The 25,987-nt window shown below is 63.7% G+C and carries 24 protein-coding genes, 4 tRNA genes and 3 rRNA genes; 12 read left to right on the plus strand and 19 right to left on the minus strand.

Annotated features, from left to right (window positions below):
* Nucleotides 1-18: 18 nt before the first annotated feature.
* From nusA to trmB, 3 genes are all read right to left on the minus strand, one after another.
* On the minus strand, nt 19-1,752 hold the full coding sequence (gene nusA, locus E7T10_RS01335; protein WP_137720406.1) for a transcription termination factor NusA: 1,734 nt from the start codon (nt 1,750-1,752) through the stop codon (nt 19-21).
* Nucleotides 1,752-2,351 carry a ribosome maturation factor RimP gene (gene rimP, locus E7T10_RS01340; protein ID WP_066555243.1) on the minus strand — a complete coding sequence of 200 codons (600 nt, stop codon included), beginning with the start codon at nt 2,349-2,351 and terminating at the stop codon, nt 1,752-1,754. The genes nusA and rimP overlap by 1 nt, the downstream gene beginning before the upstream one ends.
* A gap of 148 nt (nt 2,352-2,499) precedes the next feature.
* Nucleotides 2,500-3,216 (minus strand): tRNA (guanosine(46)-N7)-methyltransferase TrmB, encoded by a 717-nt coding sequence (gene trmB, locus E7T10_RS01345; RefSeq protein ID WP_137720407.1) that lies wholly within the window; start codon nt 3,214-3,216, stop codon nt 2,500-2,502.
* Nucleotides 3,217-3,352: 136 nt separating this feature from the next.
* On the opposite strand from trmB, the gene E7T10_RS01350 reads away from it, so the two are divergent.
* The 4 genes from E7T10_RS01350 (at nt 3,353) to arfB (ending at nt 7,154) form a co-directional block, all read left to right on the plus strand.
* Entirely contained in the window at nt 3,353-4,831 is a 1,479-nt protein-coding gene (locus tag E7T10_RS01350; protein ID WP_137720408.1) for an amidohydrolase, read from the plus strand.
* Nucleotides 4,831-6,171, plus strand: coding sequence for an amidohydrolase family protein (locus tag E7T10_RS01355; protein ID WP_137720409.1), 1,341 nt, complete (start codon nt 4,831-4,833; stop codon nt 6,169-6,171). Before E7T10_RS01350 ends, E7T10_RS01355 begins: the two co-directional genes overlap by 1 nt.
* 123 nt (nt 6,172-6,294) lie before the next feature.
* Nucleotides 6,295-6,753 carry a YaiI/YqxD family protein gene (locus E7T10_RS01360; protein WP_045811813.1) on the plus strand — a complete coding sequence of 153 codons (459 nt, stop codon included), beginning with the start codon at nt 6,295-6,297 and terminating at the stop codon, nt 6,751-6,753.
* The gene (arfB, locus tag E7T10_RS01365) at nt 6,750-7,154 is read left to right on the plus strand and encodes an alternative ribosome rescue aminoacyl-tRNA hydrolase ArfB (RefSeq protein ID WP_137720410.1); all 405 of its coding nucleotides are present in this window, start codon (nt 6,750-6,752) and stop codon (nt 7,152-7,154) included. Before E7T10_RS01360 ends, arfB begins: the two co-directional genes overlap by 4 nt.
* A 3-nt stretch (nt 7,155-7,157) precedes the next feature.
* On the opposite strand, the gene E7T10_RS01370 is transcribed toward arfB, so the two are convergent.
* Genes E7T10_RS01370 through E7T10_RS01385 form a run of 4 tightly spaced genes read right to left on the minus strand, consistent with a single transcriptional unit; the run spans nt 7,158 to nt 10,758 of the window.
* Complete coding sequence (locus E7T10_RS01370) at nt 7,158-7,634, minus strand: hypothetical protein (protein ID WP_137720411.1); 477 nt, start codon at nt 7,632-7,634, stop codon at nt 7,158-7,160.
* A 14-nt stretch (nt 7,635-7,648) separates the two neighbouring features.
* Nucleotides 7,649-9,229, minus strand: coding sequence for a 2-polyprenylphenol 6-hydroxylase (gene ubiB, locus E7T10_RS01375; protein ID WP_137720412.1), 1,581 nt, complete (start codon nt 9,227-9,229; stop codon nt 7,649-7,651).
* Nucleotides 9,217-10,005 (minus strand): bifunctional demethylmenaquinone methyltransferase/2-methoxy-6-polyprenyl-1,4-benzoquinol methylase UbiE, encoded by a 789-nt coding sequence (gene ubiE / locus E7T10_RS01380; RefSeq protein WP_137720413.1) that lies wholly within the window; start codon nt 10,003-10,005, stop codon nt 9,217-9,219. Before ubiE ends, ubiB begins: the two co-directional genes overlap by 13 nt.
* Before the next feature lie 51 nt (nt 10,006-10,056).
* On the minus strand, nt 10,057-10,758 hold the full coding sequence (locus tag E7T10_RS01385) for a Crp/Fnr family transcriptional regulator (protein ID WP_137720414.1): 702 nt from the start codon (nt 10,756-10,758) through the stop codon (nt 10,057-10,059).
* A gap of 158 nt (nt 10,759-10,916) precedes the next feature.
* Here E7T10_RS01385 and E7T10_RS01390 point away from each other — a divergent pair, with 158 nt between their 5' ends.
* The 6 genes from E7T10_RS01390 to E7T10_RS01410 all read left to right on the plus strand — a co-directional run bounded on the left by E7T10_RS01390 (nt 10,917) and on the right by E7T10_RS01410 (nt 15,056).
* Nucleotides 10,917-11,222 (plus strand): 4a-hydroxytetrahydrobiopterin dehydratase, encoded by a 306-nt coding sequence (locus tag E7T10_RS01390; RefSeq protein ID WP_137720415.1) that lies wholly within the window; start codon nt 10,917-10,919, stop codon nt 11,220-11,222.
* Nucleotides 11,219-12,016: an SDR family oxidoreductase gene (locus E7T10_RS01395; protein WP_137720416.1), complete on the plus strand. Its 798-nt coding sequence runs from the start codon at nt 11,219-11,221 to the stop codon at nt 12,014-12,016. Before E7T10_RS01390 ends, E7T10_RS01395 begins: the two co-directional genes overlap by 4 nt.
* A gap of 175 nt (nt 12,017-12,191) precedes the next feature.
* Nucleotides 12,192-12,268: transfer RNA gene (locus tag E7T10_RS01400), tRNA-Arg, on the plus strand.
* Between the two features lie 155 nt (nt 12,269-12,423).
* Nucleotides 12,424-14,457, plus strand: coding sequence for a TonB-dependent receptor (locus E7T10_RS01405; protein WP_210416132.1), 2,034 nt, complete (start codon nt 12,424-12,426; stop codon nt 14,455-14,457).
* Between the two features lie 90 nt (nt 14,458-14,547).
* A complete protein-coding gene (locus E7T10_RS15635) occupies nt 14,548-14,709 on the plus strand; it encodes a hypothetical protein (protein WP_168189865.1) in 162 nt (53 codons plus the stop codon).
* Nucleotides 14,710-14,855: 146 nt separating this feature from the next.
* Nucleotides 14,856-15,056 carry a helix-hairpin-helix domain-containing protein gene (locus E7T10_RS01410; protein ID WP_137720417.1) on the plus strand — a complete coding sequence of 67 codons (201 nt, stop codon included), beginning with the start codon at nt 14,856-14,858 and terminating at the stop codon, nt 15,054-15,056.
* Nucleotides 15,057-15,229: 173 nt separating this feature from the next.
* On the opposite strand, the gene E7T10_RS01415 is transcribed toward E7T10_RS01410, so the two are convergent.
* The 10 genes from E7T10_RS01415 to E7T10_RS01460 all read right to left on the minus strand — a co-directional run bounded on the left by E7T10_RS01415 (nt 15,230) and on the right by E7T10_RS01460 (nt 23,419).
* Nucleotides 15,230-15,306 (minus strand) — tRNA-Met (locus E7T10_RS01415).
* Nucleotides 15,307-15,393: 87 nt separating this feature from the next.
* Nucleotides 15,394-15,508, minus strand: a 5S ribosomal RNA gene (gene rrf, locus E7T10_RS01420).
* 85 nt (nt 15,509-15,593) lie between these two features.
* Nucleotides 15,594-18,372, minus strand: a 23S ribosomal RNA gene (locus E7T10_RS01425).
* A gap of 200 nt (nt 18,373-18,572) precedes the next feature.
* Nucleotides 18,573-18,648, minus strand: a tRNA-Ala gene (locus E7T10_RS01430).
* Between the two features lie 62 nt (nt 18,649-18,710).
* Nucleotides 18,711-18,787: transfer RNA gene (locus tag E7T10_RS01435), tRNA-Ile, on the minus strand.
* A gap of 181 nt (nt 18,788-18,968) precedes the next feature.
* Nucleotides 18,969-20,429, minus strand: a 16S ribosomal RNA gene (locus E7T10_RS01440).
* The 16S, 23S and 5S rRNA genes sit together here with 3 tRNA genes alongside, the layout of an rRNA operon.
* 672 nt (nt 20,430-21,101) lie before the next feature.
* Nucleotides 21,102-21,302 (minus strand): hypothetical protein, encoded by a 201-nt coding sequence (locus E7T10_RS01445; protein ID WP_137720418.1) that lies wholly within the window; start codon nt 21,300-21,302, stop codon nt 21,102-21,104.
* A 54-nt stretch (nt 21,303-21,356) separates the two neighbouring features.
* The gene (locus tag E7T10_RS01450) at nt 21,357-21,647 is read right to left on the minus strand and encodes a DUF167 domain-containing protein (protein ID WP_137720419.1); all 291 of its coding nucleotides are present in this window, start codon (nt 21,645-21,647) and stop codon (nt 21,357-21,359) included.
* Nucleotides 21,648-21,723: 76 nt separating this feature from the next.
* The gene (locus E7T10_RS01455; protein WP_137720420.1) at nt 21,724-22,653 is read right to left on the minus strand and encodes an electron transfer flavoprotein subunit alpha/FixB family protein; all 930 of its coding nucleotides are present in this window, start codon (nt 22,651-22,653) and stop codon (nt 21,724-21,726) included.
* Between the two features lies 1 nt (nt 22,654).
* Nucleotides 22,655-23,419 (minus strand): electron transfer flavoprotein subunit beta/FixA family protein, encoded by a 765-nt coding sequence (locus E7T10_RS01460; protein WP_137720421.1) that lies wholly within the window; start codon nt 23,417-23,419, stop codon nt 22,655-22,657.
* 116 nt (nt 23,420-23,535) lie between these two features.
* On the opposite strand from E7T10_RS01460, the gene E7T10_RS01465 reads away from it, so the two are divergent.
* Nucleotides 23,536-23,880 carry a hypothetical protein gene (locus E7T10_RS01465; protein ID WP_137720422.1) on the plus strand — a complete coding sequence of 115 codons (345 nt, stop codon included), beginning with the start codon at nt 23,536-23,538 and terminating at the stop codon, nt 23,878-23,880.
* Between the two features lie 10 nt (nt 23,881-23,890).
* Here the strand turns inward: E7T10_RS01465 and E7T10_RS01470 are convergent, their stop codons facing one another.
* Nucleotides 23,891-24,463: a cob(I)yrinic acid a,c-diamide adenosyltransferase gene (locus tag E7T10_RS01470; protein ID WP_137720423.1), complete on the minus strand. Its 573-nt coding sequence runs from the start codon at nt 24,461-24,463 to the stop codon at nt 23,891-23,893.
* Nucleotides 24,464-24,465: 2 nt separating this feature from the next.
* Nucleotides 24,466-24,669 carry a twin transmembrane helix small protein gene (locus tag E7T10_RS01475; protein WP_137720424.1) on the minus strand — a complete coding sequence of 68 codons (204 nt, stop codon included), beginning with the start codon at nt 24,667-24,669 and terminating at the stop codon, nt 24,466-24,468.
* A 156-nt stretch (nt 24,670-24,825) separates the two neighbouring features.
* On the opposite strand from E7T10_RS01475, the gene E7T10_RS01480 reads away from it, so the two are divergent.
* Nucleotides 24,826-25,980: a hypothetical protein gene (locus E7T10_RS01480; protein WP_137720425.1), complete on the plus strand. Its 1,155-nt coding sequence runs from the start codon at nt 24,826-24,828 to the stop codon at nt 25,978-25,980.
* Nucleotides 25,981-25,987 lie beyond the last annotated feature (7 nt).

Here is a 25,987-nt window from a genome sequence, read left to right on the forward strand (position 1 = left end):
ATGTGGCCAGGTCTCCCATCACGCGTTCGACGGTTCGGCGTCGGACTCTTCGCCCTCGGCCGTGTCGTCTTCGGCAGGCGCGTCGCCGAACACCTGGTCCGGATCGTATTCGCCCTCGGCGTAATCGCCCTCTTCTTCGTAGTCTTCCGGCTCGGGCTGCGGCAGTTCCGACGCGTCGATCCAGCCGGCGGCGACGCGCGCCTGCAGGATCAGCAGCTCGGCGTCTTCCTGGGCCAGGTTGAAGCTTTCCAGAACGCCGGGGACCTTCACCCGCTCGCCGTTCTTGACCTCATAGCCGCCGCGGATTTCGTCGGTGGCCAGGTCGGCCAGATCCTCGACCGTCTTCACGCCGCCTTCGCCCAGAGCGACGGCCATGGGCAGGGTCACGCCCGGCACCTGAAGCACACCGTCCTCGACGCCCAGTTCGACGCGCTTGGCGTCCAGCTCGGCGGCCTTCTTGTCCAGATATTCGCGGGCGCGGGCCTGAAGCTCTTCAGCCGTCTCTTCGTCGAAGCCTTCGATTTCCGAGACTTCGTAAGCATCGACATAGGCCAGGTCCTCGACCGTGGCGAAGCCTTCGGTGACCAGCAGTTGGGCGATGACTTCGTCGACGTCCAGGGCTTCCTGGAACAGGCCGGTGCGTTCGGCGAACTCGCGCTGACGACGCTCGGAGTCCTGGCTTTCGGTGATGATGTCGATCTGCCAGCCGGTCAGCTGGCTGGCCAGACGCACGTTCTGGCCGCGACGGCCGATGGCCAGCGACAGCTGCTCGTCCGGCACGACCACTTCGACGCGCCCGGCTTCTTCGTCCAGCACGACCTTGGAGACTTCGGCCGGGGCCAGGGCGTTGACGATGAAGGTCGGCTCGTCCGGATTCCACTGGATGATGTCGATCTTCTCGCCCTGCAGTTCGGCGACGACCGCCTGAACGCGCGAGCCGCGCATGCCGACGCAGGCGCCGACGGGATCGATGGAGCTGTCGTTCGACAGGACGGCCATCTTGGCGCGCGAGCCCGAGTCACGGGCGGCGGCGCGGATCTCGATCACGCCGTCATAAACTTCCGGCACCTCCTGAGCGAACAGCTTGGCCATGAAGCCGGGGTGGGCGCGCGACAGCATGACCTGCGGCCCCTTGGCCTCGGGTCGGACATCGTAGATGTAGGTGCGGATCCGGTCGCCGATATTGAACACTTCGCGCGGGATGGACTGATCGCGGCGCATAACGCCTTCGCCACGGCCCAGGTCGACGATGGTGTTGCCGTATTCGACGCGCTTGACCGTACCGTTGACGATCTCGCCGACGCGATCCTTGAACTCTTCGTACTGGTTGGCGCGCTCGGCCTCGCGGACCTTACCGGTCACGACCTGGCGAGCCATCTGGGTCTGCACCCGACCGAACTCGAACGGCGGCAGGTTCTCGACGTATTCCTTGCCGACCACCGCCTCCGGATCGCGCTTGGAGGCGTCCTTCAGGCGCACCATGGCGCTGTCGTTGAACTCTTCCAGCTCGTCTTCCGGCATCCAGTCGTCCTCGACGATGGTGACGTGACGGGTCAGCGACAGTTCGCCGGTCTTGTGGTCGATCTTGGCGCGGATGTCGTGGTGCGCGCCGTAGCGCGACTTGGCGCCCTTCTGGATCGCTTCTTCGATCGCCTCGATAACGATCTCGCGCTCGATGTTCTTCTCGCGAGCGACGGCGTCGGCGATCTGCAGCAGTTCGAGGCGGTTGGCGGAAATACCGGTGACGGCCATCAGGCGTTGTCCTCAGAAGGGGTCGTGGTGTCGGTTGTCAGGTCGGACGCTTCCCCTTCGGGAAGGCCGTCGTCTTCGGGTTCGCCGCGTGCGGCGCGAATGGCGGCGCCCCGTTTCATCAGGGCGTCGGTCAGGACCAGCTTCGCGTCGCTCAGCCAGTCGAAGGGAATCAGGGCGGTGTCGTCTTCGCCGTCCAGGTCGATCAGGACGTTGCCGTCTTCATAGCCGGCCAGCACGCCCTTGAACCGCTTGCGGCCCTCGATCATCCGGTCCGTTTCCAGACGCGCCTCTTCGCCCTCGAACAGGTCGAAGTCGATGGGACGGGTCAGGGGACGATCGATGCCGGGCGACGACACCTCCAGCATATATTCGCCGGGGATGGGGTCGGCGGCGTCAAACACTTCCGACACCGCGCGGCTCAGCTTGGCGCATTGTTCGACCGAAATGTCGTGGTCGGACGGCCGCTCGGCCATGATCTGGAGGCGCTGGCGCTTGGAGCCGGTCATCAGGCGCACGCGCACGACATCCAGGCCCAACGACTCCGCGATGGGGTCGATGAGGTCCAGCAGCTGGCGATCCTGGGCGGTTCTTGCGCGCAAGCGACGAGTATCCAAAACAAAAGCGGCGGTCCGTCCGGGCCGCCGCTTGGAACGACGCCGTTGGACGCCGGTCTAACGATGTGGAGGGCCATATAGGCCTTTCGCATCCGCTTGTCAGCCTTTTTCGGTCCACGCCGAGCGTGACGCCTTATGGAAGGCGGCAGAACTCCAGAAACACGGGCGTCGTGTCGCCCAGCTTCTTTTCTTCGTAGCGGGTCACGACGTGGTCGGCGGGCGGGACGAACCAGTCCTGGTCGGCTGGACCCATTCGCTCCAGACCCGGCGTGCGGTTCAGCCGCTCCAGCGCCCATTCGGCGTAGTCCAGCCAATCGGTGACGAAGCGCAGGGTCCCGCCGGGCTTCAGGATGCGCGCGAAGGCCTGGGCCGTCTCGTCCTGCAGCAGGCGGCGCTTGTTGTGGCGCGCCTTGTGCCAGGGGTCGGGGAACAGGATCAGCACCCGGTCGACCGAAGCGTCCGGCAGGGCGTCGACCAGGTCGCGGGCGTCGTCAGCGTGGATTCGGACGTTCTTCAGCCCGCCCTCTTCGACATGGCGCAGGGCCGAGGCGACGCCGTTCAGGAAGGGCTCGCAGCCGATCACCAGGGCGTCGGGCCGCGTCGCCGCCTGGGCGGCCATATGCTCGCCGCCGCCAAAGCCAATCTCCAACCAGACCTCGGTCGCCTCGGGCATCATCGTCCTGGGATCCAGCGGCCCGGCCTTGGGATCGGGCACGGCGATCGCGGGCAGCAGGGTCTCCATCAGCGCCGCCTGGCGGGGCTTGATGGGGCGGGCCTTAATGCGGCCGAACGATCGCAGCGGGCGGTCGAGATGCGGGTTTTCGTCCTCGGGACGGTCATCGGCGTTCATGCGCCTGCCGTTAGCCGTCGCGGGCCAAGGCGTCCAGAAGACGAACGCCGAAACCTTTTGACGGTCGCGGCCGAACGCCCTTCTATGCCGGTCACAAGCGGCGTCGGGGCTGACGCATCGCGGGAGAGGGATTTCGATGATCGGACATCATCTGCGGGGCGTCAGCCTCGCGGCCATCACATGCGCCGTGCTGGGCCTGTCGGCCTGCGCCACCACCGGCCAGACGCCTGACGATACGGCCGCGAAACCGTCGAGGGACCGGACCTTGGCCGCCGGTCTGGATCCCGCGACGACGCTGGATCCCTATCCCTCGACCTATCAGCCCCTGCCGCGCGAGAACTTCGCCGTGGTCGGCGCCACCATCCTGACCGGCACGGATCGCAAGATCGAGAACGGCGTGGTCGTGGTCACGGACGGCAAGATCGCCGCCGTCGGCGACGCCTCGACCCCCGTCCCTGCCGGCTATCGCGTCGTCGAGGCGCGCGGCCGCTATGTCACCCCCGGCGTCATCGACGTGCACAGCCACCTGGGCGTCTATCCGTCGCCCGGCGTCAGCGGCATGAGCGACGGCAACGAGGCGACCAGCCCGAACACCGCCCAGGTCTGGGCCGAACATTCGCTGTGGCCCCAGGACCCCGGCTTCAACACCGCCCGCGCCGGCGGCGTGACCACGCTTCACATCCTGCCCGGCTCGGCCAATCTATTCGGCGGACGCGGCGTGACGATCCGCAACGTGCCCTCGATCACCATGCAGGGGCTGAAGTTCCCGGCCGCCCCCTATACGGTCAAGATGGCCTGCGGCGAGAACCCGTCGCGCGTCTATGGCGGCCGCAACCAGAGCCCGGCGACGGGCATGGGCAATATGGCCGGCTATCGCGCCGCCTTCATCGCCGCGCGCGACTACAAGGCCAAATGGGACAAGTGGCGCGAGGACGGCGAAGGCGCCGCCCCGACGCGCAACCTGCAGAACGAGACCCTGATGGGCGTCCTGGACGGCTCGATCCTGATCCAGAACCACTGCTACCGCGCCGACGAGATGGCGCTGATGATGGATATGGCCAAGGAGTTCGGCTATCGCATCACGACCTTCCATCACGCGACCGAGGCCTACAAGCTGGCGCCGCAACTGGCCGCCAACGGCATCTGCGCGGCCATGTGGAGCGGCTGGTGGGGCTTCAAGATGGAGGCCCTGGACGCCATCGAGGAGAACGCCGCCCTGGTAGACGCTCAGCAGGGATCGTGCGCCGTCATCCACTCCGACGACGCCGAACTGACCCAGCGGTTGAACCAGGAAGCGGCCGCCGCCCTGTCGGCCGGTCGCCGCGCCGGGCTGAACATTTCCGAAGAACACGCCATTGGCTGGATCACCTCCAACGCCGCCAAGGCCATCGGCATCGCCGACCAGACCGGGTCGCTCGAGCCTGGCAAGCGCGCCGACGTGGTGATCTGGAGCGCCGATCCCTTCTCGATCTACGCCCGCGCGGATCAGGTCTTCATCGACGGCGCCCTGACCTTTGATCGCAGCAACCCCGCCTATCAGCCGACCAGCGACTTCGAACTGGGTCAGCCGGGATACGGCCTGACCGCCGCCAACGTCACGGAAGGAGCCCGCTGATGCGCCTGTCTCACATCCTCGCGGGCGCCGTCGCGGCCCTGTCTCTCGTCGCCCCTGCCATGGCGCAGGAAACCGTCGCCATCGTCGGCGGGCGCATCCTGACCGGAAACTCCGTGATCGAACACGGCACGGTCGTCATGCGCGACGGCAAGATCGTCTCGGTGGGCTCAGGCGGAGCGCCGTCCGGCGCCCGCGTCATCGACGCGGCGGGCAAGACGGTCGCGCCCGGTTTCGTCGCTGTGGATTCCGGCCTGGCCGGGACCGAGGTCGGCTCGGTCAGCGGCACCAACGAACTGCGCAACAGCGCCAATACCCTCAGCGCCGCCTTCGACATCTCGTACGGCCTGGACCCCTGGTCCTTCACCCTGCCGGTCGCGCGGCTGGGCGGCATCACCCGCGCCATCGTCGTGCCCCAGCATCCCGGTTCGTCCGGCGGCCATGTGCATGAGGACGAGACGGCCGGCGCCGGCGACGGCGGCTATCAGACGCCGGGCCTGTTCGCGGGTCAGGCGGCGATCATCAATCTGGGCCAGGGATCCAACATCCTGGTCAAGCCGCGCGTGGCCATGGTCGCCCCCTTCGGTGAAGCGGGCGCCGACATCGCCGGCGGGGCGCGCGGGGCGCAATTCGTCCTGTTCAAGGAGACGCTGTCGGAGGTCCGCCTCTATGCCCGCAACAAGTCGGCCTATGAGCGGGCGGGCCTGCGCGACCTCAGCCTGTCGCGCGCCGATCTTGAGGCCCTGATCCCCGTCGCCAACGGGACGATGCCGCTGATCGTCACCGTCCATCGCGCCTCGGACATCCAGCAGGTGCTGCGCCTGGCGCGTGAGGAAGGGATCAAGCTGATCCTGGATGGCGCCGAGGAAGGCTGGCTGGTCGCCGGAGACATCGCCGCCGCCGGCGTGCCGGTGCTGCTGAATCCCATTTCCAACCTGCCCAGCGATTTCGAGATGCGGGCGGCGCGGGCCGAAAATGCGGCGGCCCTGAATGCGGCGGGTGTCTTGATCGCCATCAAGGGCAACGAGGGTTCGACCCACCGCGCCCGCGAGGCCCGCTACAACGCCGGCAACGCCGTCTCGCACGGACTGCCCTACGGCGCCGCCATCGCCGCCCTGACGGTCAATCCGGCCAGGATCTTCGGCATGGCCGGCCAGTTCGGCCAGATCGCGCCGGGCGCAGCGGGTGACGTGGTGGTTTGGTCTGGCGATCCGCTGGAGCCGCTGAGCCAGCCGTCGGCCGTCTTCGTCAATGGCGTCGAACAGCCCCTGACCAGCCGTCCGCTGATGCTGCGCGACCGCTATCGCCAACAGACGCCGATGCCGCCGGCGTATCGCAACTGAGGACCGTTTCGGTCTGAACGGAAAGGGCGGGGCCGCACGGTCCCGCCCTTTTTGGTTGGGGCGCTGTGCGAACTCACTATGCTGGGCCTCAAATAGCGCGAAGCGCGATAGGCCCGACCAAGTATGCCCACGGTTCTCTACATCGACGCCGACGCCTGCCCTGTGAAGGAAGAGGTGTATCGCGTCGCCCGCCGCTATGGGCTGAAGACCTATGTCGTCTCCAACACCTGGATGCAGGTTCCGCGCGAGGCGCTGATCGAACAGGTGGTGGTGGACGCCGGCCCCGACATCGCCGACGATTGGATCGCCGAGCGGGCGACCGTGGGCGATGTGGTGATCACTGCCGACATTCCTCTGGCCGACCGCTGTCTGAAGTCGGGCGCCCAGGCGCTGAAGTCGAACGGACAGCCCTTCACCCCGGACTCCATCGGATCGGCCCTTGCCGGACGGATGGTGGGCGAGCATTTGCGGTCGATGGGCGTGGCGACATCCGGTCCGCCGCCGTTTTCGGCCGCCGATCGTTCGCGTTTCTTGCAGGCCTTGGATCAGGCTGTGGTCAAGGCGCGCAAGGCGGCGACATGACCACCGTCATCCCCGAGGACGAGCTGGAGTTTCACTTCTACCGCGCGGGCGGTCCGGGCGGGCAGAACGTCAACAAGGTCTCGACCGCCGTCCAGATGCGGTTCGACGTGAAGAACTCGACGTCGCTGACCGATGCGGTCAAGGCGCGGCTGATGAAGCTGGCCGGCAGTCGGCTCACGCTGGAAGGCGTGATCCTGATTACCGCCGTGCGTCATCGCACCCAGGAGCGCAATCGCGCCGACGCCATCGAACGGCTTCAGGCCATGGTCGACGAGGCCTCGATCCGCCCCGTCTATCGCGTGCCGACACGCCCGACCAAGGCGTCCAAGGAACGCCGCCTCAAGGCCAAGACGAACCGCGCCTCGATCAAGTCCGGGCGCGGCAAGCCTTCGCTGGACTGACGGTCAGCGCTCGGCCGGGCGGAACAGCAGGGCGGCGATCTTGTCCTCGGCGTCGAAGCCGATCAGCCATTCGGTGACCTGATTGTCGAAGGTGACCCTGAACATCTGGGCCTCGCCTTCCTGCTTGACGTACTCGACCGTCTTGACGGCGCCGAAGCCCTTGATCAGCGGGACCACCTGGGCCTCCTGCTGACGGATCTGGGTTCCGAGACCCGTCGTGAAATCCGAATAGTCGAAGCCGGTCCCCTGAGCGCCGGCGATCACGGCGCGCAGCGCCTCCTCCGAACGGGCGATGTCGGGAGCCTGGGCGACGGACGCCGTTGCGGGGGCAGCGGCGGATCGGGCTTGAGGCGCTGCGGTTTGAGCCGGGCGGTCGAAGGCGTTCGGCACAGCGCCGGCGGCGGCGGCCTGGGCCAAGGCGGGCACGGGCGCCAGCAGCACGGCGGCTGCGATAGCGGTCTTCATCAGGGTCGGCTTCATAGCGAAAGCTCCGGTCAGGTCAGATAGGGCCAGAGCGAAAGGCCCAGGGCCGCCAGGGCCGCGATGACCGCGACCGTGACTGAAGCCGCCACCCAAGCCGGAGTTCCCGACTTTTCGATGACCACCGCCGCCGGGCGCGGAGGCTCCTGAACCAAGCGCGAGATGGCGCGGGCGGCGGCGATCATTTCGTTGATCGCATCACGCGCCTGGGCCTGCGGTCCCAGTTCGCGGCGGATCCAGCGTTCGACCACCGGCTGGGCGGCCTTCCACAGATCGTGATCGGGTTGCAGCCGGCGCGCCACGCCCTCGACAGAGACCATGGTCTTTTGCAGCAGGATCAGTTCGGGCCGCAGCCGCATGTCGAACAGGGCGGTGATCTCGAACAACTGGCCCAGGAGCCGGCCCATCGACACTTGGCTGGCGGCGCGGCCGATCACCGGTTCGCCGACGGCGCGCAGGGCCTGGGCGAAGGTCTCCACCGAGTGGTGCGGCGGGACGTAGCCGGCCTCGAAATGCACGCGCGAAATCCGGTCGTAGTCGCGGCTGATGAAGCCCCACAGAATCTCCGCCAGATAGCGCCGCTCGGCCGGGCCCAAACGTCCGACGATGCCGAAGTCGATGGCGGTCAGATGCGCCGGCGCGCTGGCGAACAGATTGCCCTCGTGCAGATCGGCGTGAAACACCCCGTGGTCCAATGCCTGAACCAGGAAGGCGCGCACGACATTGTCGGCCAGCTGATCCGTGTCGATGCCCGGCAGGTCCGTAAGCGCCGGATCCGTCATGGGCACGCCCTGCGCCCACTCCAGCGTCAGCACGCGCTTGCCCACCCCGTCCCAGATCACGGCCGGGGCGGACATATATCCGTCCTTGGCGAGCACCTCGGCCATCTCGCTGGCGGCGGCGGCCTCCAGCCGCATGTCCAGCTCCAGATCCAGCGAGTTGGCGATGGTCTCGACAAAGGCGGACGGCTCCAGCCGCCGCGCCATCGGCACGAGCCGCCAGACGAGCCGCGCGGCCAGCCGCATCGAGTCCAGGCCATTGGCGACCCGCCGCTCGACGCCCGGCCGCAGCACCTTGACCGCGACGGCCCGCCCATCGGCCAGGGTCGCGCGGTGCGCCTGGGCCAGGGAGGCGGCAGCGACCGGCGGGCTGAGGTCGATGAACAGGCTTTCGGCCGGCCGACCCAGCGACTTCTCGATCTCGCGTCGCGCCTCTTCCAGCGAAAAGGGCGGCAGGGCGTCCTTCAACCGGCCAAGGTCGCGCGCGAACTCCAGCCCGAAGATGTCGGCGCGCGTGGCCAGAACCTGCCCCAGTTTGATCGCCACAGGGCCCAGATGCTCGAACGCTTTGCCCAGCCTCTGGCCCGGCCGACCCTGACGCCCGGCGCGACCTGAAAACAGTTGCACGAACCGGGCGAACGGCCGCGTCCAGGCCGGCAGAAGAGGCGTGACCTCGCGCGGGATCAGGGCGTCATGACGCGCCAGAACCCACAGCCAGCCCAGCAGGCGCAGGAAGGACGCAACCGGGTTCTGGACCGCGACCGTCGCGGGCGGCGGCGGAGCCGTGCGATAGATCCGGCTGGTCAGATCGCCCACCCGTGATGGATGGCGGCGATCCCGCCCGACAGATTGGTCACGGACACGCGGCGGAAGCCGGCGTCCTCGATCATGGCCTTGAACGTATTCTGATCGGGGAAGCGACGGATGCTCTCGACCAGATACTGATAGCTGTCGCGATCCTTGGCGACCCAGCCGCCGATGCGCGGAATGGCGTGGAAGGACCAGGCGTCATAGACCTTGCGGATCGGCATGGTGGTGGGGCGCGAAAACTCCAGGCACAGGAACCGACCGCCTGGCTTCAGCACCCGACGCGCCTCGGCCAGGGCCTTGTCGATATGGGCCACGTTGCGGATGCCGAAACTGATCGAATAGGCGTCGACCGAGGCGTCCGGCAGCGGCAGGTTCATCGCATCGCCGACGCTCCACTGCATCTCCGGTTCGCCGCCCTTCTGGACGCCCGCCAGGATCATCTCGGCGTTGTAGTCCAGCACGATAACCTTGGCGTCCTCGCCCCCGCGCCGCTCCTGGGCTGCGCGCGCCATCTTGGAATAGCGCCGCGCCATGTCGCCGGTGCCGCCCGCGACGTCCAGAATGGTCTCGCCCGGACGCGGGTTCAGCTTGGCGGCGGCGATGTCCTTCCAGATGCGGTGGACGCCGACGCTCATCAGGTCGTTCATCACATCGTAGTTCGAGGCGACGGAATCGAAGACCCCGCGCACCATCTTGACCTTCTCGCGCGCATCCACGTCGCGAAAGCCGAAGGAGGAACGATCACCCGACGAATGCGGGCCGTGGGAGGAGGCGTCGGTCATAGTCGTCGTCTAGCGCGTCGCAGCGCCCCCGTCACCCGATGAGACACCCGATCAGGCCGCTTCGGGCTGCGGCAGCTTCAAATCCCTCATCACGTCGCGCATCAGGCCGTAACAGCCGCACGACGCCGCCTCCAGGCCGTCACGATCCAGCACCTTGACCCAGCCGCGCCCCCGCTGGATCAGCGACTTGCGCTCCAGCACCGTGCCGACCTCGGACACCGTGGCGCGACGCACGCCCAGCATGCCGGCGATATCGGCCTGGGTCAGGTCGATCCGGTCATCCTCGGCCCGGTCGTGAAGCATCAAAAGCCAGCGGGCCAATCGTTCGTCCAGCCGATGTTGGGCGTTGCAGGCGGCCGCCTGCTGCACCTGCGCCATCAAGCCTTCGGTGAAGCGCGACAGGGCCGAGCGCAGCGTCTCGCTGTCTTCCAGCGCCTCGCCGAACACCTCGGCCGAGCAATAGGCTGCGATCCCGTCGCGTTGGGAAATGGCGCGGCTGGCCGCGCGCGCATTGAAGGGTCCGCAGGTCACGCCGATCAGGCCTTCGCGCCCGATGGCCGCCGTCTCCACCATCTTGTCATCCGGCAGGATGGTCATCAGCGACACCACGCCCTTGATCGGAAACCAGACCTGATCGACCGCCTCGCCGGCGTCATAAAGCATCTGGCCGCGTGTGATCTCGCGCTCTTTCAAATGCGGTTCGATCCGCTTGCGGTCGGCCGCATCCAGGGCGGCGATCCAGAGATTTTCCATCCTAACCCCGCTGGCGACCGATGACGCCGAAGAGCGACGATCATTGCTCGATCAATGCACAAGCTTGACCATGGGTTCCCTGGACGAAATCCGTACGGCTTCGCCGCTTGCCGCCACCCATCAGGCGCCCTACGCAAAATGGAAAAAGAGGAAACGCGATGACCGACACACGGCTTGACGTAGCGGAAACGCTGAAGGATTTGCCCGCCTGGCGTGCGCATGACGGCGATCGCCCGGCCATCACGCGGACGCTGAAGTTCGCGGATTTCAACGCCGCCTTCGGCTTCATGACCCGCGTCGCCCTGGTGGCCGACAAGATGGACCACCATCCCGAATGGTCGAATGTCTACGACCGCGTCGAAATCCTGCTCACCACCCACGACGCTGATGGCGTGACGGACAAGGACGTGACCCTCGCCCGCTTCATTGACGACGCCGCGGCCGGCATGGGGGTGAAGTCGTGAGCGGCGCCGCGCGTTCCGGCCGTGTCGCCGGCAAGACGGCCCTGATCACCGGCGCGGCCGGCGGCCTGGGCGAGGCCATGGCCTTCATGCTGGCCCGCGAAGGCGCCCGCGTCGCCGTCACCGACATCGACGCCGCTCGCGCCCGGACCCTGGCGAGCCGGATCAATGCGGAAATACCGACCGCCGCCTTCGCCTATGCCCACGACGTCGCCAGTGAGGCCGAATGGGAAGGCGTGATCGCCGCCGCCGTCGCCGATCTCGGCGGCCTGTCGGTGCTGGTCAACAACGCCGGCGTTGGCGGCCCGCTGGCCTTCGTCGAACAGGACACGGTCGAGAACTGGCAGCGTCAGTACGAGATCAATCTCCGCTCCATCATGCTGGGGGCCAAACACGCCATGCCGCATCTGCGCGCCTCGGCGCCGGCCTCGATCATCAACATTTCCTCGATCGCAGGGCTCGCGGCGGCCCCCGGCATGGGCGCCTACAACGCCACCAAGGCGGCGGTCTGGATGTACACCAAGACCCTGGCGCTGGAGGCCGCCAAGGCCGAATGGAACGTGCGCTGCAACTCGGTCCATCCCGTCTTCATCAAGACGCCGATCCTGGATCCCTTCATCGCCATGGCCGGTGGCGATGAGGACAAGGCGCACGAGCGCCTCGCGCGGGGCATCCCCCTGAAGCGGATCGGCGAACCCGACGACGTCGCCTATTGCGTTCTCTATCTGGCGTCCGACGAATCCAAATTCGTCACGGGGTCCGAGTTCAAGATCGACGGCGGCATGACGGCGCAGTAGGGCGCGAGCGCCCTACTGCATTCTTTTTGGGCCTATCGCGCTTCGCGCTGCTTGAGGCCGTTGACCTTCCTTGTTGGTGATTGATGGCAGCCATCCGGTCGTCATCCGCGCATTCGGGATTGAGGCCGCTTGCGCCATGCTGTAAGCGGCCTTTTCCGGCGTCGCGCCGGCCGACGCACCCGTAGCTCAGCTGGATAGAGTGCTGCCCTCCGAAGGCAGAGGTCACAGGTTCGAATCCTGTCGGGTGCGCCATTTTCCCCTTCAAGATAGTCCACGACTCTTCTCCGGCCGGCGGCGCCCGTAGAGACACGTTCGACACAAAATCGTCGTCGGGTTCTTGATTGCGCAAAGCCTATGTGACGTTATCTCGTAACAAGTCACTTCCTCCCCAGGCTGAGAGTTTTTCCATGCGTCCCTCAAGCGTCTCGCGATCCCTGCTCATGGCGGCCGCAGGCTCCACGATTCTGGCCGGCGCCGCCGCCGCGCAGTCGGTCCCGCAAGCCCCGACGGAGTTGGGCGATATCATCGTGACGGGCGCGCCCTATGGCATCAGCCAGCGAGCCTCGGTGATCGCGACGGACGTGGTGGACGAGCAGACCTTGGCCACGGCGCCGGCGGCCTCGCTGGGTGACATGCTGAGCGGGCGTCCGGGCATCCGTTCGACCGACTTCGCGCCCGGCGCCAGCCGACCCGTCATTCGCGGCCTCAGCGGGCCGCGCGTCCAGGTGCTGACCAACGGTATCGGCCTGATCGACGCGAGCTCTGTCTCGCCTGACCACGCCGTGGCCACCGATCCGGCCGAGGCCAATCGTATCGAGATCATCCGCGGCCCCGCGACGCTGGTCTATGGCGGTTCGGCCATCGGCGGCGTGGTCAATGTTCTGGACGACCGCATCCCCACCGAAATCCCCGAGGGCGGCGTGTCCGGCGTCGTCTCCACCCAGGCCTCCAGCGTCGATGACGGCCGCAGCGCCTTCGGGCGCGTGACCGTCGGCAGTGGGAACTTCGCCTTCAACGTCGATGGCGTGAAGCGCAAGACCGACGACTACGACATCCCGGCCCCAGCCATTTCCGCCAGGCGCGCCGCCGCCGAAGGCCTCGCGCGCGAGGACACCGGAACCCAGCCCAACAGCTATACCGATCTGGCAGCCTGGGGCATCGGCGGGTCCTACATCGGCGACAAGGGCTTCGCCGGCGTCTCCTACAAGAACACCGACAGCGAATACGGCACGGTCGCCGAGGAGTCGGTCTTCATCAAGCTGAACCAGAAGCGCTGGGACGCGCGCGGCGAATACCGTTTCGACAGCGGGCCCTTCTCGGCCCTTCGCGGCTCCTACGGCCATGCCGACTATACTCACACCGAGTTCGAGGCCGTGGGCGAGCCGGGCACCATCTTCAACTCCGACGGCTGGGAAGGCCGTGCGGACCTGATCCAGCGCGAACGCAACGGCTGGAACGGCGCCGTCGGGGTTCAGGCCCTGTCGCGCAACTTTGAAGCCATCGGCGAGGAGGCCTTCGTGCCCAGCGTCAAGATCGACGAACTGGGCCTCTATACGGTGCAGCGCCTGGACCTCGGCAACCATGGTTTCGAGGGCGGCCTGCGTTATGACCGGCGCGAACTCAGCGGCACGCCCATAGGGGGCGCGAGCGAAGTCACGCGCGAATTCGACAACTGGTCGGCGTCCGCCGCCGCCTTCATCCGCCCGACCGCCGGCCTGTTCCTGGGCCTAAGCCTGGCCCACAACGAGCGCGCGCCCAGCGAGGTCGAACTGTTCGCCGATGGCGTTCACATCGCCACCGCCGCCTACGAGACCGGCGACCTGACGCTGAACTCCGAGAAGGTGACGACGCTGGAAGGCACCGCCCACTATGATCGCGGCCGGTTCACCGGCGATCTGCACGTCTATCACTCCTGGTACAACGGTTTCATCGACGAACGGCCAACGGGCAACCAGTTCTATTTCGAGGAAGAGGACGACTTCTTCCCCATCTATCGGTTCGTCCAGACTGACGCCAAATTCTATGGCTTCGAGCTGGAAGGCGCCTATGCGCTTTGGCAGGACGGCGATCGCAAACTGTCGCTGGAAGGCGCGGCCGACTATGTCCACGCCCAGACGGACTTCGGCCCTGCCGCGCGGATCCCGCCCTACTCCGTCACCGGACGCCTGGCCTGGACATCGACCAGGTTCGACGCCAGCGCCGAGGTTCGCCATGTCGGAGAGCAGGATCGGGTCGCCAACGAGTTCGAACTGCCGACCGACGACTATACCCTGGTCAACGCCTCGGTCGCCGTCCGTCCCTTCGCCCAGCAGAACGTCACCCTGTTCGCCGAGGCGCGGAACCTGACGGACGAGGAAGCCCGCGAACACGTGTCCTTCCTCAAGGACATCGCCCCTCTGCCGGGGCGCAATCTTCGGGTCGGCGTCGCCTACCGCTTCTGACAAACATCGAGAGCCTTCGGCGCAGCCTTGGTTGCGCCGAAAGCTCGCACGCGTCGGCGAACGCGAACCGCCTCCGTGCGTTGATCGCCCATGACCAAAAAAGAACCTCGCAGAGTCCCGATCGGCTATGAAGACCGGCCCGACAAGCCGACACGCGGCGCCTTTCGCATCACGGCCCTCGCCATCGCGGCCGCAGCCGTCGTCTTCCTGACGCTGATCGCGGTCGTCGTCACGCGAAGCGGCGGGATCTAAGGGGCTCAAGGCCTTCCGACCCGTGTCAGGGCGCGGCTTGCTGCACGTCCTTTCCAAGCGCTTGAACGTTTCGCCAGCCGGCGAAGTCGCCAGCCCGCGCAACCCCGCAGCCACTGGCCGCGAGGCTCTACTGCGGACCGCGAGAGATGATTGACTTGAACACCGCCACTGCGGCCGAACTCGATGGCGTTGAACTTTTGCGTGGCCATGGGTTTGAGATCGTCCGCTATCGTGAAGAACGCGGTTTGTTCACCAGCCTTCGCCAACTCGACGAAGTGCCGGGTCTGGCCCAGAAAACGGATGGCGTCGAAGCGCACCTTTACGTCGAATCTGGTGACGCCAGCTAGGCGATGTCTTCATTAGAGCGGCGACCATAACCACGGTAGTGTGACGCTTTGAGAGATGCCGCGATATGAACCCTTGGTATTAGCTGGGCTCCCGAGTTGGTTAAATCGCCACGCACCCCCAACCCGACAGCATAAAGCCCCACGGCTTTGTGCGGTGGGGCTTCAAGGTGTTTTGGGTGCGGGAGTAGGATTTGAACCTACGACCTTCAGGTTATGAGCCTGACGAGCTACCGGGCTGCTCCATCCCGCGGCAAACGGTAGTGTATCGTGAAGGAAGAGCGGTTCGAGAAGGACCGCGACTGCGGTTTTTGTTCATCATCGGCTGTCCGCCTGGTAGACCCGGCGGCGACCTACTCTCCCGCGCCTTGAGACGAAGTACCATTGGCTCTGGAGGGCTTAACGACCGAGTTCGGAATGGGATCGGGTGGGGAACCTCCGACATAGCCACCAGGTCAACCAGGGGGACAGCGGATGATGAGAAGACATTGTCTGCGATCGTTCTGGTCTGAACGATCATCGAATGAGTTTTGCTGAGAAACGATCAAACCGATCGGATTATTAGTACCAGTAAGCTTCATGGGTCGCCCCACTTCCACACCTGGCCTATCAACGTGGTAGTCTTCCACGATCCTCAGCGAAGCCTTGTTTTGAGGTTAGTTTCCCGCTTAGATGCTTTCAGCGGTTATCTATTCCATACTTAGCTACCCTGCTGCACAGCTGGCGCCATGACAGGTACACCAGAGGTATGTCCATCCCGGTCCTCTCGTACTAGGGACAGATCCTCTCAAGCTTCGAACACCCACGGCAGATAGGGACCAAACTGTCTCACGACGTTCTGAACCCAGCTCACGTACCACTTTAAATGGCGAACAGCCATACCCTTGGGACCTGCTCCAGCCCCAGGATGTGATGAGCCGACATCGAGGTGCCAAACTTTGCCGTCGATATGGACTCTTGGGCAAAATCAGCCTGTTATCCCTAGAGTACCTTTTATCCGTTGAGCGATGGCCCTTCCACTCGGGACCACCGGATCACTATGGCCGACTTTCGTCTCTGCTCGACTTGTCAGTCTCGCAGTCAGGCGGGCTTATGCCATTGCACTCGACGACCGATTTCCGACCGGTCTGAGCCCACCATCGCGCGCCTCCGTTACACTTTAGGAGGCGACCGCCCCAGTCAAACTACCCACCACGCCATGTCCCGGGACCGGATAACGGCCCTCGGTTAGACGTCAACGACAGTAAGGGTGGTATTTCAAGGACGACTCCACCAGAGCTGGCGCCCCGGTTTCATAGTCTCCCACCTATCCTACACATACGGTCGCTAACGCCAAGGCGAAGCTATAGTAAAGGTTCATAGGGTCTTTCCGTCTGACCGCGGGAACCCCGCATCTTCACGGGGAATTCAATTTCACTGAGCCTATGCTGGAGACAGTGGGGAAGTCGTTACGCCATTCGTGCAGGTCGGAACTTACCCGACAAGGAATTTCGCTACCTTAGGACCGTTATAGTTACGGCCGCCGTTTACCTGGGCTTCAGTTCGACGCTTTCACATCTCCCTTTAACCTTCAGGCACCGGGCAGGCGTCAGACCCTATACGTCGCATTGCTGCTTCGCAGAGCCCTGTGTTTTTGCTAAACAGTCGCTACCCCCTGGCTTGTGCCACTCAGTCCTGCTTGCGCAAGGTGAGTCACGCTTATTCCGAAGTTACGCGTGCAATTTGCCGAGTTCCTTCAGCATAGTTCTCTCAAACGCCTTGGTATGCTCTACCTGACCACCTGTGTCGGTTTCGGGTACGGTCTCTGCTGGAGTTATTTCCTGGGACAACGCCCCCGCACACACAATCCAATAAGTGGGTACGAGTTAAGCCATCCGTCACTTCCAGCTGGTGCAGGAATATTTACCTGCTTCCCATCGACTACGCTTTTCAGCCTCGCCTTAGGGGCCGACTAACCCTGCGCAGATTAGCTTTACGCAGGAACCCTTGGTCTTTCGGCGAGAGTGTCTCTCACACTCTTATCGTTACTCATGTCAGCATTCTCACTTCCGATACCTCCAGCCAGGCTCACGCCTGACCTTCACCGGCCTACGGAACGCTCCGCTACCGCTTGCAGTAAACTGCAAACCCATATCTTCGGCGCACGGCTTGAGCCCCGTTACATTTTCCGCGCAGGATCGCTTGATCAGTGAGCTGTTACGCTTTCTTTAAAGGATGGCTGCTTCTAAGCCAACCTCCTGATTGTCAAAGCAATCCCACATCGTTTCCCACTTAGCCGTGACTTGGGGGCCTTAGATGATGGTTAGGGTTGTTTCCCTTTTCACGACGGACGTTAGCACCCGCCGTGTGTCTGCCCGATAGTTCTCTTGGGTATTCGGAGTTTGGTTAGTATTGGTACCGCTCGCGCAGCCCGCAACCATCCAGTGCTCTACCCCCCAAGGAATTCGTCGGACGCTCTACCTAAATAGATTTCGCGGAGAACCAGCTATGTCCAGGTTTGATTGGCCTTTCACCCCTATCCACAAGTCATCCCAGAATTTTTCAACATTCACGGGTTCGGTCCTCCAGTTGGTGTTACCCAACCTTCAACCTGCTCATGGATAGATCACCTGGTTTCGGGTCGTCATACGTCGAACTTAGCGCCCTATTCAGACTCGCTTTCGCTGCGCCTACACCTAACGGCTTAAGCTTGCTCGACACATGAAGTCGCTGACCCATTATACAAAAGGTACGCCGTCACCGCGCTTGGCGGCTCCGACTGCTTGTAGGCTTCCGATTTCAGGATCTGTTTCACTCCCCTTGTCGGGGTGCTTTTCACCTTTCCCTCACGGTACTTGTTCACTATCGGTCGTAGAGGAGTACTTAGGCTTGGAGGGTGGTCCCCCCATGTTCAGACAGGATTTCACGTGTCCCGCCCTACTCGAGTCTCTTGCTGTTTGATGACTACGGGGCTTTCACCCACTATGGCCGACCTTTCCAGATCGTTCGTCTTTATTTCACAAGAGCACTGGCCTGGTCCCGGTTCGCTCGCCACTACTACGGGAGTCTCGGTTGATGTCCTTTCCTCCGGGTACTGAGATGTTTCAGTTCCCCGGGTTCGCTTAATGAAGCCTATGTATTCAGCTCATTATACCTTTCAACAATCCGCCAATCGCTGCCCCGAAGAGCAGAGTTGGAAGACTGTAAAGGTGGGTTTCCCCATTCGGAAATAACCGGATCAAAGGGTGCTAGCGCCTCCCCGGTTCTTATCGCAGCTTGCCACGTCCTTCATCGCCTCTCTACGCCAAGGCATCCGTCAGAAGCCCTTCAACGTTTGATCGTTTCTCAGCAAAACTCATGCTTGGTTTATTCCGCCCGACTGGAAAGATGCCGGGGGACCAAGCCTGATTTTTGTCAGACAATGTCTTCTTCTCGAACAGGACCTAAAAGCTCAGGGGAGCCGGTCACGTTCTTCCTTTACGATATCAATGCACGCCAACCCGAAGGCCGACGGCAAACTTGAATGCGATCACAAGATCCTGGTGGAGCCAGACGGAGTCGAACCGACGACATCCTGCTTGCAAAGCAGGCGCTCTACCAACTGAGCTATGGCCCCTTCTCAGGGTGTAGCCAGGAGAGCTGTCGACGATACTGCCATGAGCTGGAGTCCAGCAGGGCTGGTAGGCCCGGGCAGACTCGAACTGCCGACCTTACGCTTATCAGGCGTACGCTCTAACCACCTGAGCTACGGGCCTATGGCAGCGACAGCCGGGTCATAAACACCCAGGCTCGCGATCGCGTCACCAACTCAACGACCCGTATGGTCGAGGCGTCGATGACGAAAGTGGAAAGAGAAACGGAGACGGCGGCGTTCCGCCGTTTAGTGGAGCCTCAATAGACAGTCTCGTGAGAGACGGCCTGGAGAAGCATCCTTAGAAAGGAGGTGATCCAGCCGCAGGTTCCCCTACGGCTACCTTGTTACGACTTCACCCCAGTCGCTGACCCTACCGTGGTCGCCTGCCTCCTTGCGGTCAGCGCAGCGCCTTCGGGTAGAACCAACTCCCATGGTGTGACGGGCGGTGTGTACAAGGCCCGGGAACGTATTCACCGCGGCATGCTGATCCGCGATTACTAGCGATTCCAACTTCATGCCCTCGAGTTGCAGAGGACAATCCGAACTGAGACGACTTTTAAGGATTAACCCTCTGTAGTCGCCATTGTAGCACGTGTGTAGCCCACCCTGTAAGGGCCATGAGGACTTGACGTCATCCCCACCTTCCTCCGGCTTAGCACCGGCAGTCCCATTAGAGTTCCCAACTAAATGATGGCAACTAATGGCGAGGGTTGCGCTCGTTGCGGGACTTAACCCAACATCTCACGACACGAGCTGACGACAGCCATGCAGCACCTGTGTCCTAGTCCCCGAAGGGAAAGCCACGTCTCCGTGGCGGTCCAGGCATGTCAAAAGGTGGTAAGGTTCTGCGCGTTGCTTCGAATTAAACCACATGCTCCACCGCTTGTGCGGGCCCCCGTCAATTCCTTTGAGTTTTAATCTTGCGACCGTACTCCCCAGGCGGATTGCTTAATGCGTTAGCTGCGTCACCGAAATGCATGCATCCCGACAACTAGCAATCATCGTTTACGGCGTGGACTACCAGGGTATCTAATCCTGTTTGCTCCCCACGCTTTCGAGCCTCAGCGTCAGTAATGAGCCAGTGTGTCGCCTTCGCCACTGGTGTTCTTCCGAATATCTACGAATTTCACCTCTACACTCGGAGTTCCACACACCTCTCTCATACTCAAGACACCCAGTATCAAAGGCAATTCCGAGGTTGAGCCCCGGGATTTCACCCCTGACTTAAATGTCCGCCTACGCTCCCTTTACGCCCAGTAATTCCGAGCAACGCTAGCCCCCTTCGTATTACCGCGGCTGCTGGCACGAAGTTAGCCGGGGCTTCTTCTCCGGGTACCGTCATTATCGTCCCCGGTGAAAGAATTTTACAATCCTAAGACCTTCATCATTCACGCGGCATGGCTGCGTCAGGCTTTCGCCCATTGCGCAAGATTCCCCACTGCTGCCTCCCGTAGGAGTTTGGGCCGTGTCTCAGTCCCAATGTGGCTGATCACCCTCTCAGACCAGCTACTGATCGTCGCCTTGGTGAGCCTTTACCTCACCAACTAGCTAATCAGACGCGGGCCGCTCTAAAGGCGATAAATCTTTCCCCCGAAGGGCACATTCGGTATTAGCACAAGTTTCCCTGAGTTATTCCGAACCTAAAGGCACGTTCCCACGTGTTACTCACCCGTCCGCCACTAACTCCGAAGAGTTCGTTCGACTTGCATGTGTTAGGCCTGCCGCCAGCGTTCGCTCTGAGCCAGGATCAAACTCTCAGGTTGAGTTGACTTCTGACCTAAGCATCGGACCGACCGAAGTCGTCCTTGGCATTAGTTCTACGTATTTTATTGACGAGTTCCCACGTCATCGATCCGAAGACCGACGCATGGTATCTTTTCAAAAAGACCGCAGATAGTCAGTGTCGTATGATAGTCTCTGAGGACTATCGCAAGAACACCGCCGCCTGCGTTTCTCTTTCCAAATCAACAATGTCAAAGACCCTGGAACCTCCGAAGAGGCCCGACCGTTTAACGCCGTGTCGTCGGCGGAGGCGGCGATTTAGAGAACCGCAAACCCCGTGTCAACCGCTCTTTTCAGAGATCTTTCGGAGAGAAGAGCGAACCCTTCAGACCGCAAGAAACCACCGGAGGAAAGCGAGGCTTACCTCTAAAAACCCGTCGGCGATTCGATTGGAGCGCGGAACCTAGTGAAACCAACCGATGAAAGCAAGAAGTTTTTCGCTTCTTTCTTCCGTGGGACCCTGGAGATCTGCACCCCCGCGGCCCCGTCGGCCGGCCCGTTTCCGAGCGAGGCGGCTCTATACGGAGAGGCGGATTTGTCAGCAAGCGGATTCTGACACGAGAGGGGAAGTTTCTCGCAGATTCATGATCGTCGATCAGGGATCGTAGTCCTTGAGCCTTTTTGAAGCTCGTAGATTCAGGCGTTTCGCCTTCTCAGGCCCCGCCGAGACGCGACATCAGTTCTGGATCCTGCTCAGAGGCCGCGACCTCAGCATCGAAGGCGCGCTGGGCATCCGACTCTTCCCTAAAGGTCGCCGGCTCGGACAGCCGCAGGCTTGAGACCGCGTAGATATCGCCCTTCTGCTCGAGCGTGACGCCGCTGCGGGCGTGGAGAATGCGGGCGTCCATCGTCATTGGGCTGGTCTCCTGTTCAGATGCAGAACGCACCAATCGGCCGGATGGCTCTCCTCAATCGCCAGAAAAGCCGTCGACGAGGCGCAAGCGCAGCTCTTCGTCATTAAGGCCGTGCACGACGATCATCTTAGAGCGCGACTGTGCGCCGTGTCCGACGCTGACCGCCGACTTGGGGACGCCAAGGCTTTTGGCCAGCAGCCGGATCAGGGCGTCGTTGGCCTCTCCCTCGATCGGGCGGGCCCGGACGCGCACCTTGAGGAGCGGTCGTCCCTCGGCGTCGCTCATCCAGCCGTCGATGCGGTTGACCGCAGCGCCGGGCTGCAGCCTTACAGGCAAATTCGCCATACGCTCTTCTGCGGGCAAGAAAAAGGGCGCGGCTCCGATCGGCGCCGCGCCCTCTTCAGATCGATTCGACCTGGGCCTAGCCCAGGGCGGCCATTAGTTCCGGCACGACCGTCTTGTAGTCGCCGACCAGACCATAGTCCGCGACCTGGAAGATCGGGGCGTCCGCATCCTTGTTGATGGCGACGATGGTCTTGGAGTCCTTCATCCCGGCCAGGTGCTGAATGGCGCCCGAGATGCCGATGGCGATGTAGAGCGCCGGGGCGACCACCTTGCCGGTCTGACCGACCTGATAGTCGTTGGGCGCATAGCCGGCGTCGACCGCTGCGCGCGAGGCGCCGATGGCGGCGCCCAGCTTATCGGCGAGCGGCTCCATCACGGCATGGAACTCGTCCGCCGAGCCCAGGGCGCGACCGCCCGAGACGATGATCTTGGCGGCGCCCAGTTCGGGCCGGTCCGACTTGACCATTTCCTCGGACACGAAGGCCGTCTTAGGCGCATCGGCGCCGGCGACGCTCTCGACCGGGGCCGAACCGCCATCAGCAGCGGCCGCGAAGGCGGTCGGTCGCACCGTGATCACCTTCTTGGCGTCCGACGACTGGATCGTCTCCAGCGCATTGCCGGCATAGATGGGGCGCACGAAGGTATCGGCCGACACCACCTCGATGATGTCCGAGATCGGCGCGACATCCAGCTTGGCGGCCAAACGCGGGGCGAAATTCTTCCCGTCCGTGGTCGCCGGCGTCAGGATGGCGTCGTAGCCCCCGGCCAGCGGCAGGACGGTCGCTTCGACCGCCTCGGCCAGCATCTTGCCCAGACCGGCGCTCTCGGCCAGCAGCACCTTGCGGACGCCGGCGATCTTGGCGGCGCTATCGGCGGCGGCCTGCGCCCCCTGCCCCAGAACCAGGACATCCACATCGGACGAGAGGCCCAGCGCGGCGGTCACGGTCTTGTGGGTGGTGTCGCGAACGGTCGAACCGTCGTGATCGGCGATGACGAGGACAGCCATATTACAGCGCTCCCGCAGACTTGAGCTTGGAAACCAGTTCGGCCGCATCGGCCACCTTGACGCCGGCCGACCGCTTGGGCGGCTCGGTGACCTTGATGACCTTCAGGCGGTCGGCGACATCGACGCCGTAGTCGGCGGCCGCCTTCATGGCGATCTCCTTCTTCTTGGCCTTCATGATGTTCGGCAGGGAGGCGTACCGCGGCGTGTTCAGCCGCAGGTCCACCGTCACCACCGCCGGCAGTTCGGCGGCGATCGTCTGCAGACCACCATCGACCTCGCGCGTGACCGTGGCTTTTCCGCCGTTGATCGCCAGTTTCCCGGCGAAGGTCGCCTGGGGCCAGTCCAGCAGGGCGGCCAGCATCTGGCCGACCGCGTTGTTGTCACCGTCGATCGACTGTTTGCCCATCAGGACCAGGTCGGGCTTTTCTTCCTCGACCACCGCCTTCAGCAGCTTGGCGACCGCCAGCGGCTCCAGGTCCGTATCCGACTGGATCAGCACGCCCCGATCCGCGCCCATGGCCAGCGCCGTGCGGATGGTTTCCTGCGCCTGGGTGACGCCGATGGAGACCACGACGATTTCCGTCGCGGTGCCGGCGGCATGGTGTTCCTTGCCTTCCTTCAGACGAACCGCCTCTTCGACAGCGATCTCGTCGAAGGGGTTCATGCTCATCTTGACGTTGGCCAGATCGACGCCCGACTGATCCGCCTTGACGCGGGCCTTGACGTTATAGTCGATCACCCGTTTGACGGGGACGAGTACCTTCATGGGTCTATCCGTGAAATCGCCTGAATGTGTGGGCAGGACATGGAGCGGTCGCGAAGGCCTGTCAACGTAACGTGGGGTCAAGCTGCGGCTTCGATCCCTATCCAACGGACCACGAGATGAAGCGTTTCCTGACCTTTCCCCGCCTGGCGATGATCTTCTTCGGCCTGTTCGGCGTCACCGTCGTCGGGATTTTCGCCTTGCAGGACTATTGGGTCGCGCCCGGCAAACGCTGCGAGGCGGCGGGCAAATGGTACGATATGGAAAGCCGCATCTGCGCCCAGCCCATCTCCATCGCCCAGATCACCGGCCGCCCCAATGGCGTGTCGCGCGCCGAGGCTTCGGCCGAGAAGAACCGCGAGTTGGTTCGGATCGAACAGGATCTCGCCGCCCAGGGTCGCGCCCGCGCCGCAGAGGCCGAGCGTCAGAAAGCCGCACTGGCGGCGGCGCGTCCCGCCGCCTGACCGGTTTCGCCTAGCGGGTCGCGCCGGGCTTCCATTTGATGTCGCTGGCGCCGTTGGCGTTGGCGCGTCGAGCAGCGACGAACAGATGGTCGGACAGGCGGTTCAGATATTTGACCGCCTCGACGTTCACGGTCTCGCCGTTTTCGATCAGACGCACCGCCTCGCGTTCGGCCCGTCGGCAGACGGTGCGCGCGACATGCAGATGGGCCGACAAGGGCGCACCGCCCGGCAGGATGAAGCTGTCGAGCGCCTTCAGGCTCTCGTTCATCCAGTCGATTTCCTGCTCCAGCCGCGCAACCTGGCTCTCGACGATGCGCAAGGCTTCCCAGGCTGGCGGCGGGTCCAGAGGCGTGGCCAGATCGGCGCCCAGGTCGAACAGCTCATTCTGGATCCGGCCCAGCATGGCGTCGATCCGGTCGTTCTGACCGCTGTTCAGCCGGGCGACTCCGATCACCGCGTTCAGCTCATCCACCGCGCCATAGGCCTCGACCCGGGCATCGCTCTTGGACACCGGCGCGCCGGACGCCAGCCGCGTGCGACCGTCATCGCCCGTGCGGGTGTAGATCTTGTTCAGAGTCACCATGATCAGGCCCCCTGCGTCGCCTTCCACAACATGCCGACGACCAGCAGGATGACGGCGACCGCCTGAAGCCCGACGCGCAGCCGCATCAGCTTGTTGGAATGGCTGCGCGCATACTCTCCGCCCCGGAACAGCGAATAGAGGCCGAAGCCCAGGGTGATCGTCACGGCCAGGATCGCGAGGATGATCAGAATGTCGAAAATCTGCATGCCGTCGTTCTAGACCCGGATTGTCGTCGCGCGCCAGCGCAGCGCTCAAAGCCGTTGCCCGGCGCGCAGGCAGAACGGCAGAAACTCGCCGACCGCAGATATTTTATTTTCCGAGCTAAGCCATTTGGTGACGATTGTTGGCGTAACGTCAGCGCCATGACTGATCGCGCCGTCCGCAACCTGGAGCATCTCAAGAGCTCTGCCTCTACCGCTCGCGTGCTGAATTTGCTGCGCGTGTGGGAGGAGAACGGCGACAGCGCGCCCGATGGCGCCGTGCGCAATCCCGACTGGGCGGCGCGTCCGATCTTCCTTACGGCGGCGCTGAACCGCGCCCTGATCATCAAACATCGTCTCCGGCGCAACGAGACTGATCTGTTCACCGGCCGACGCCAGGTCGCGACCAAGGTCGTCATCCCTATCGACGATGCGGACCTGAAGACCGGCGGCCGATATGTCTTCGTCAATCAGATCGGCTTCGAGCGGATGATGATGGAGGCGTTCGGCGTGGCGCCCAACCATCCCGATATCGACACCCTGCGCCTGATCGACAAACTGCCGTCTCTGGACCCCTTTTTGCTGCGCGAACAGTTGCGCCGCGGCGGCCTGGACCCCTCGCCCTGCTACTTCTCGATCAGCGACAGTGATCTTCAGCGCATGCTGGCCTTCGTCCGCAGCGAGATCGAGCCGCTGGTGACGCTGAGCCTGGGCGCGGATACGGTAGCTGTAAATTCGGATTCCGCCGGGCGGATGGCGTCCAAGATTCTGTCAAACACGCCCGGTGATCAGCTGGACGCCCTGAGACTGACGCTGCGCCTGGCGCCCGAACAGTATCAGGAGGGCGTCTTCTGCTGGAAGGGCTTCCTCTATTACAAGTGGACGCTCGCCGCCTTGCTGGGCGAGGTCGCCGGCGTCGCCGAGGCGGTGCGTACGATCAAGCCCGTCGGCAAGGTCGATCGTGCCGCCAAGGAATATCTGGCGCGCAGCCGCGATGTCCTGCGCGGCCGCATCATCAAGACGTGCGACGAAGTCAGCAGAACCCTGCGCGTCTATGACGACGCCTACGCCAAATTGACCCAGGAAGGCCGCCCTATCGCTTTCCGTGATTTCCTTCTGGACGCCCCGTCCATGTTCGCAAAGCTGGGCGACCAGCTGGGCGCCGTTCAGCACATCGTCAGCTACTGGCGTTTCCGCTTCAGCTCCTCCGCCGCTCCGGTGAACGTCGAGGAGCTGATGGACATCTTCATGGACTTCGAAACCGGCCTGCTCGGCCGCGGCGAACTCCCCGACGACATCGGCATGATCGCCGCCTAGCCCGATC

Source organism: Brevundimonas sp. SGAir0440 (genome assembly GCF_005484585.1).
Taxonomy (GTDB): Bacteria; Pseudomonadota; Alphaproteobacteria; order Caulobacterales; family Caulobacteraceae; genus Brevundimonas.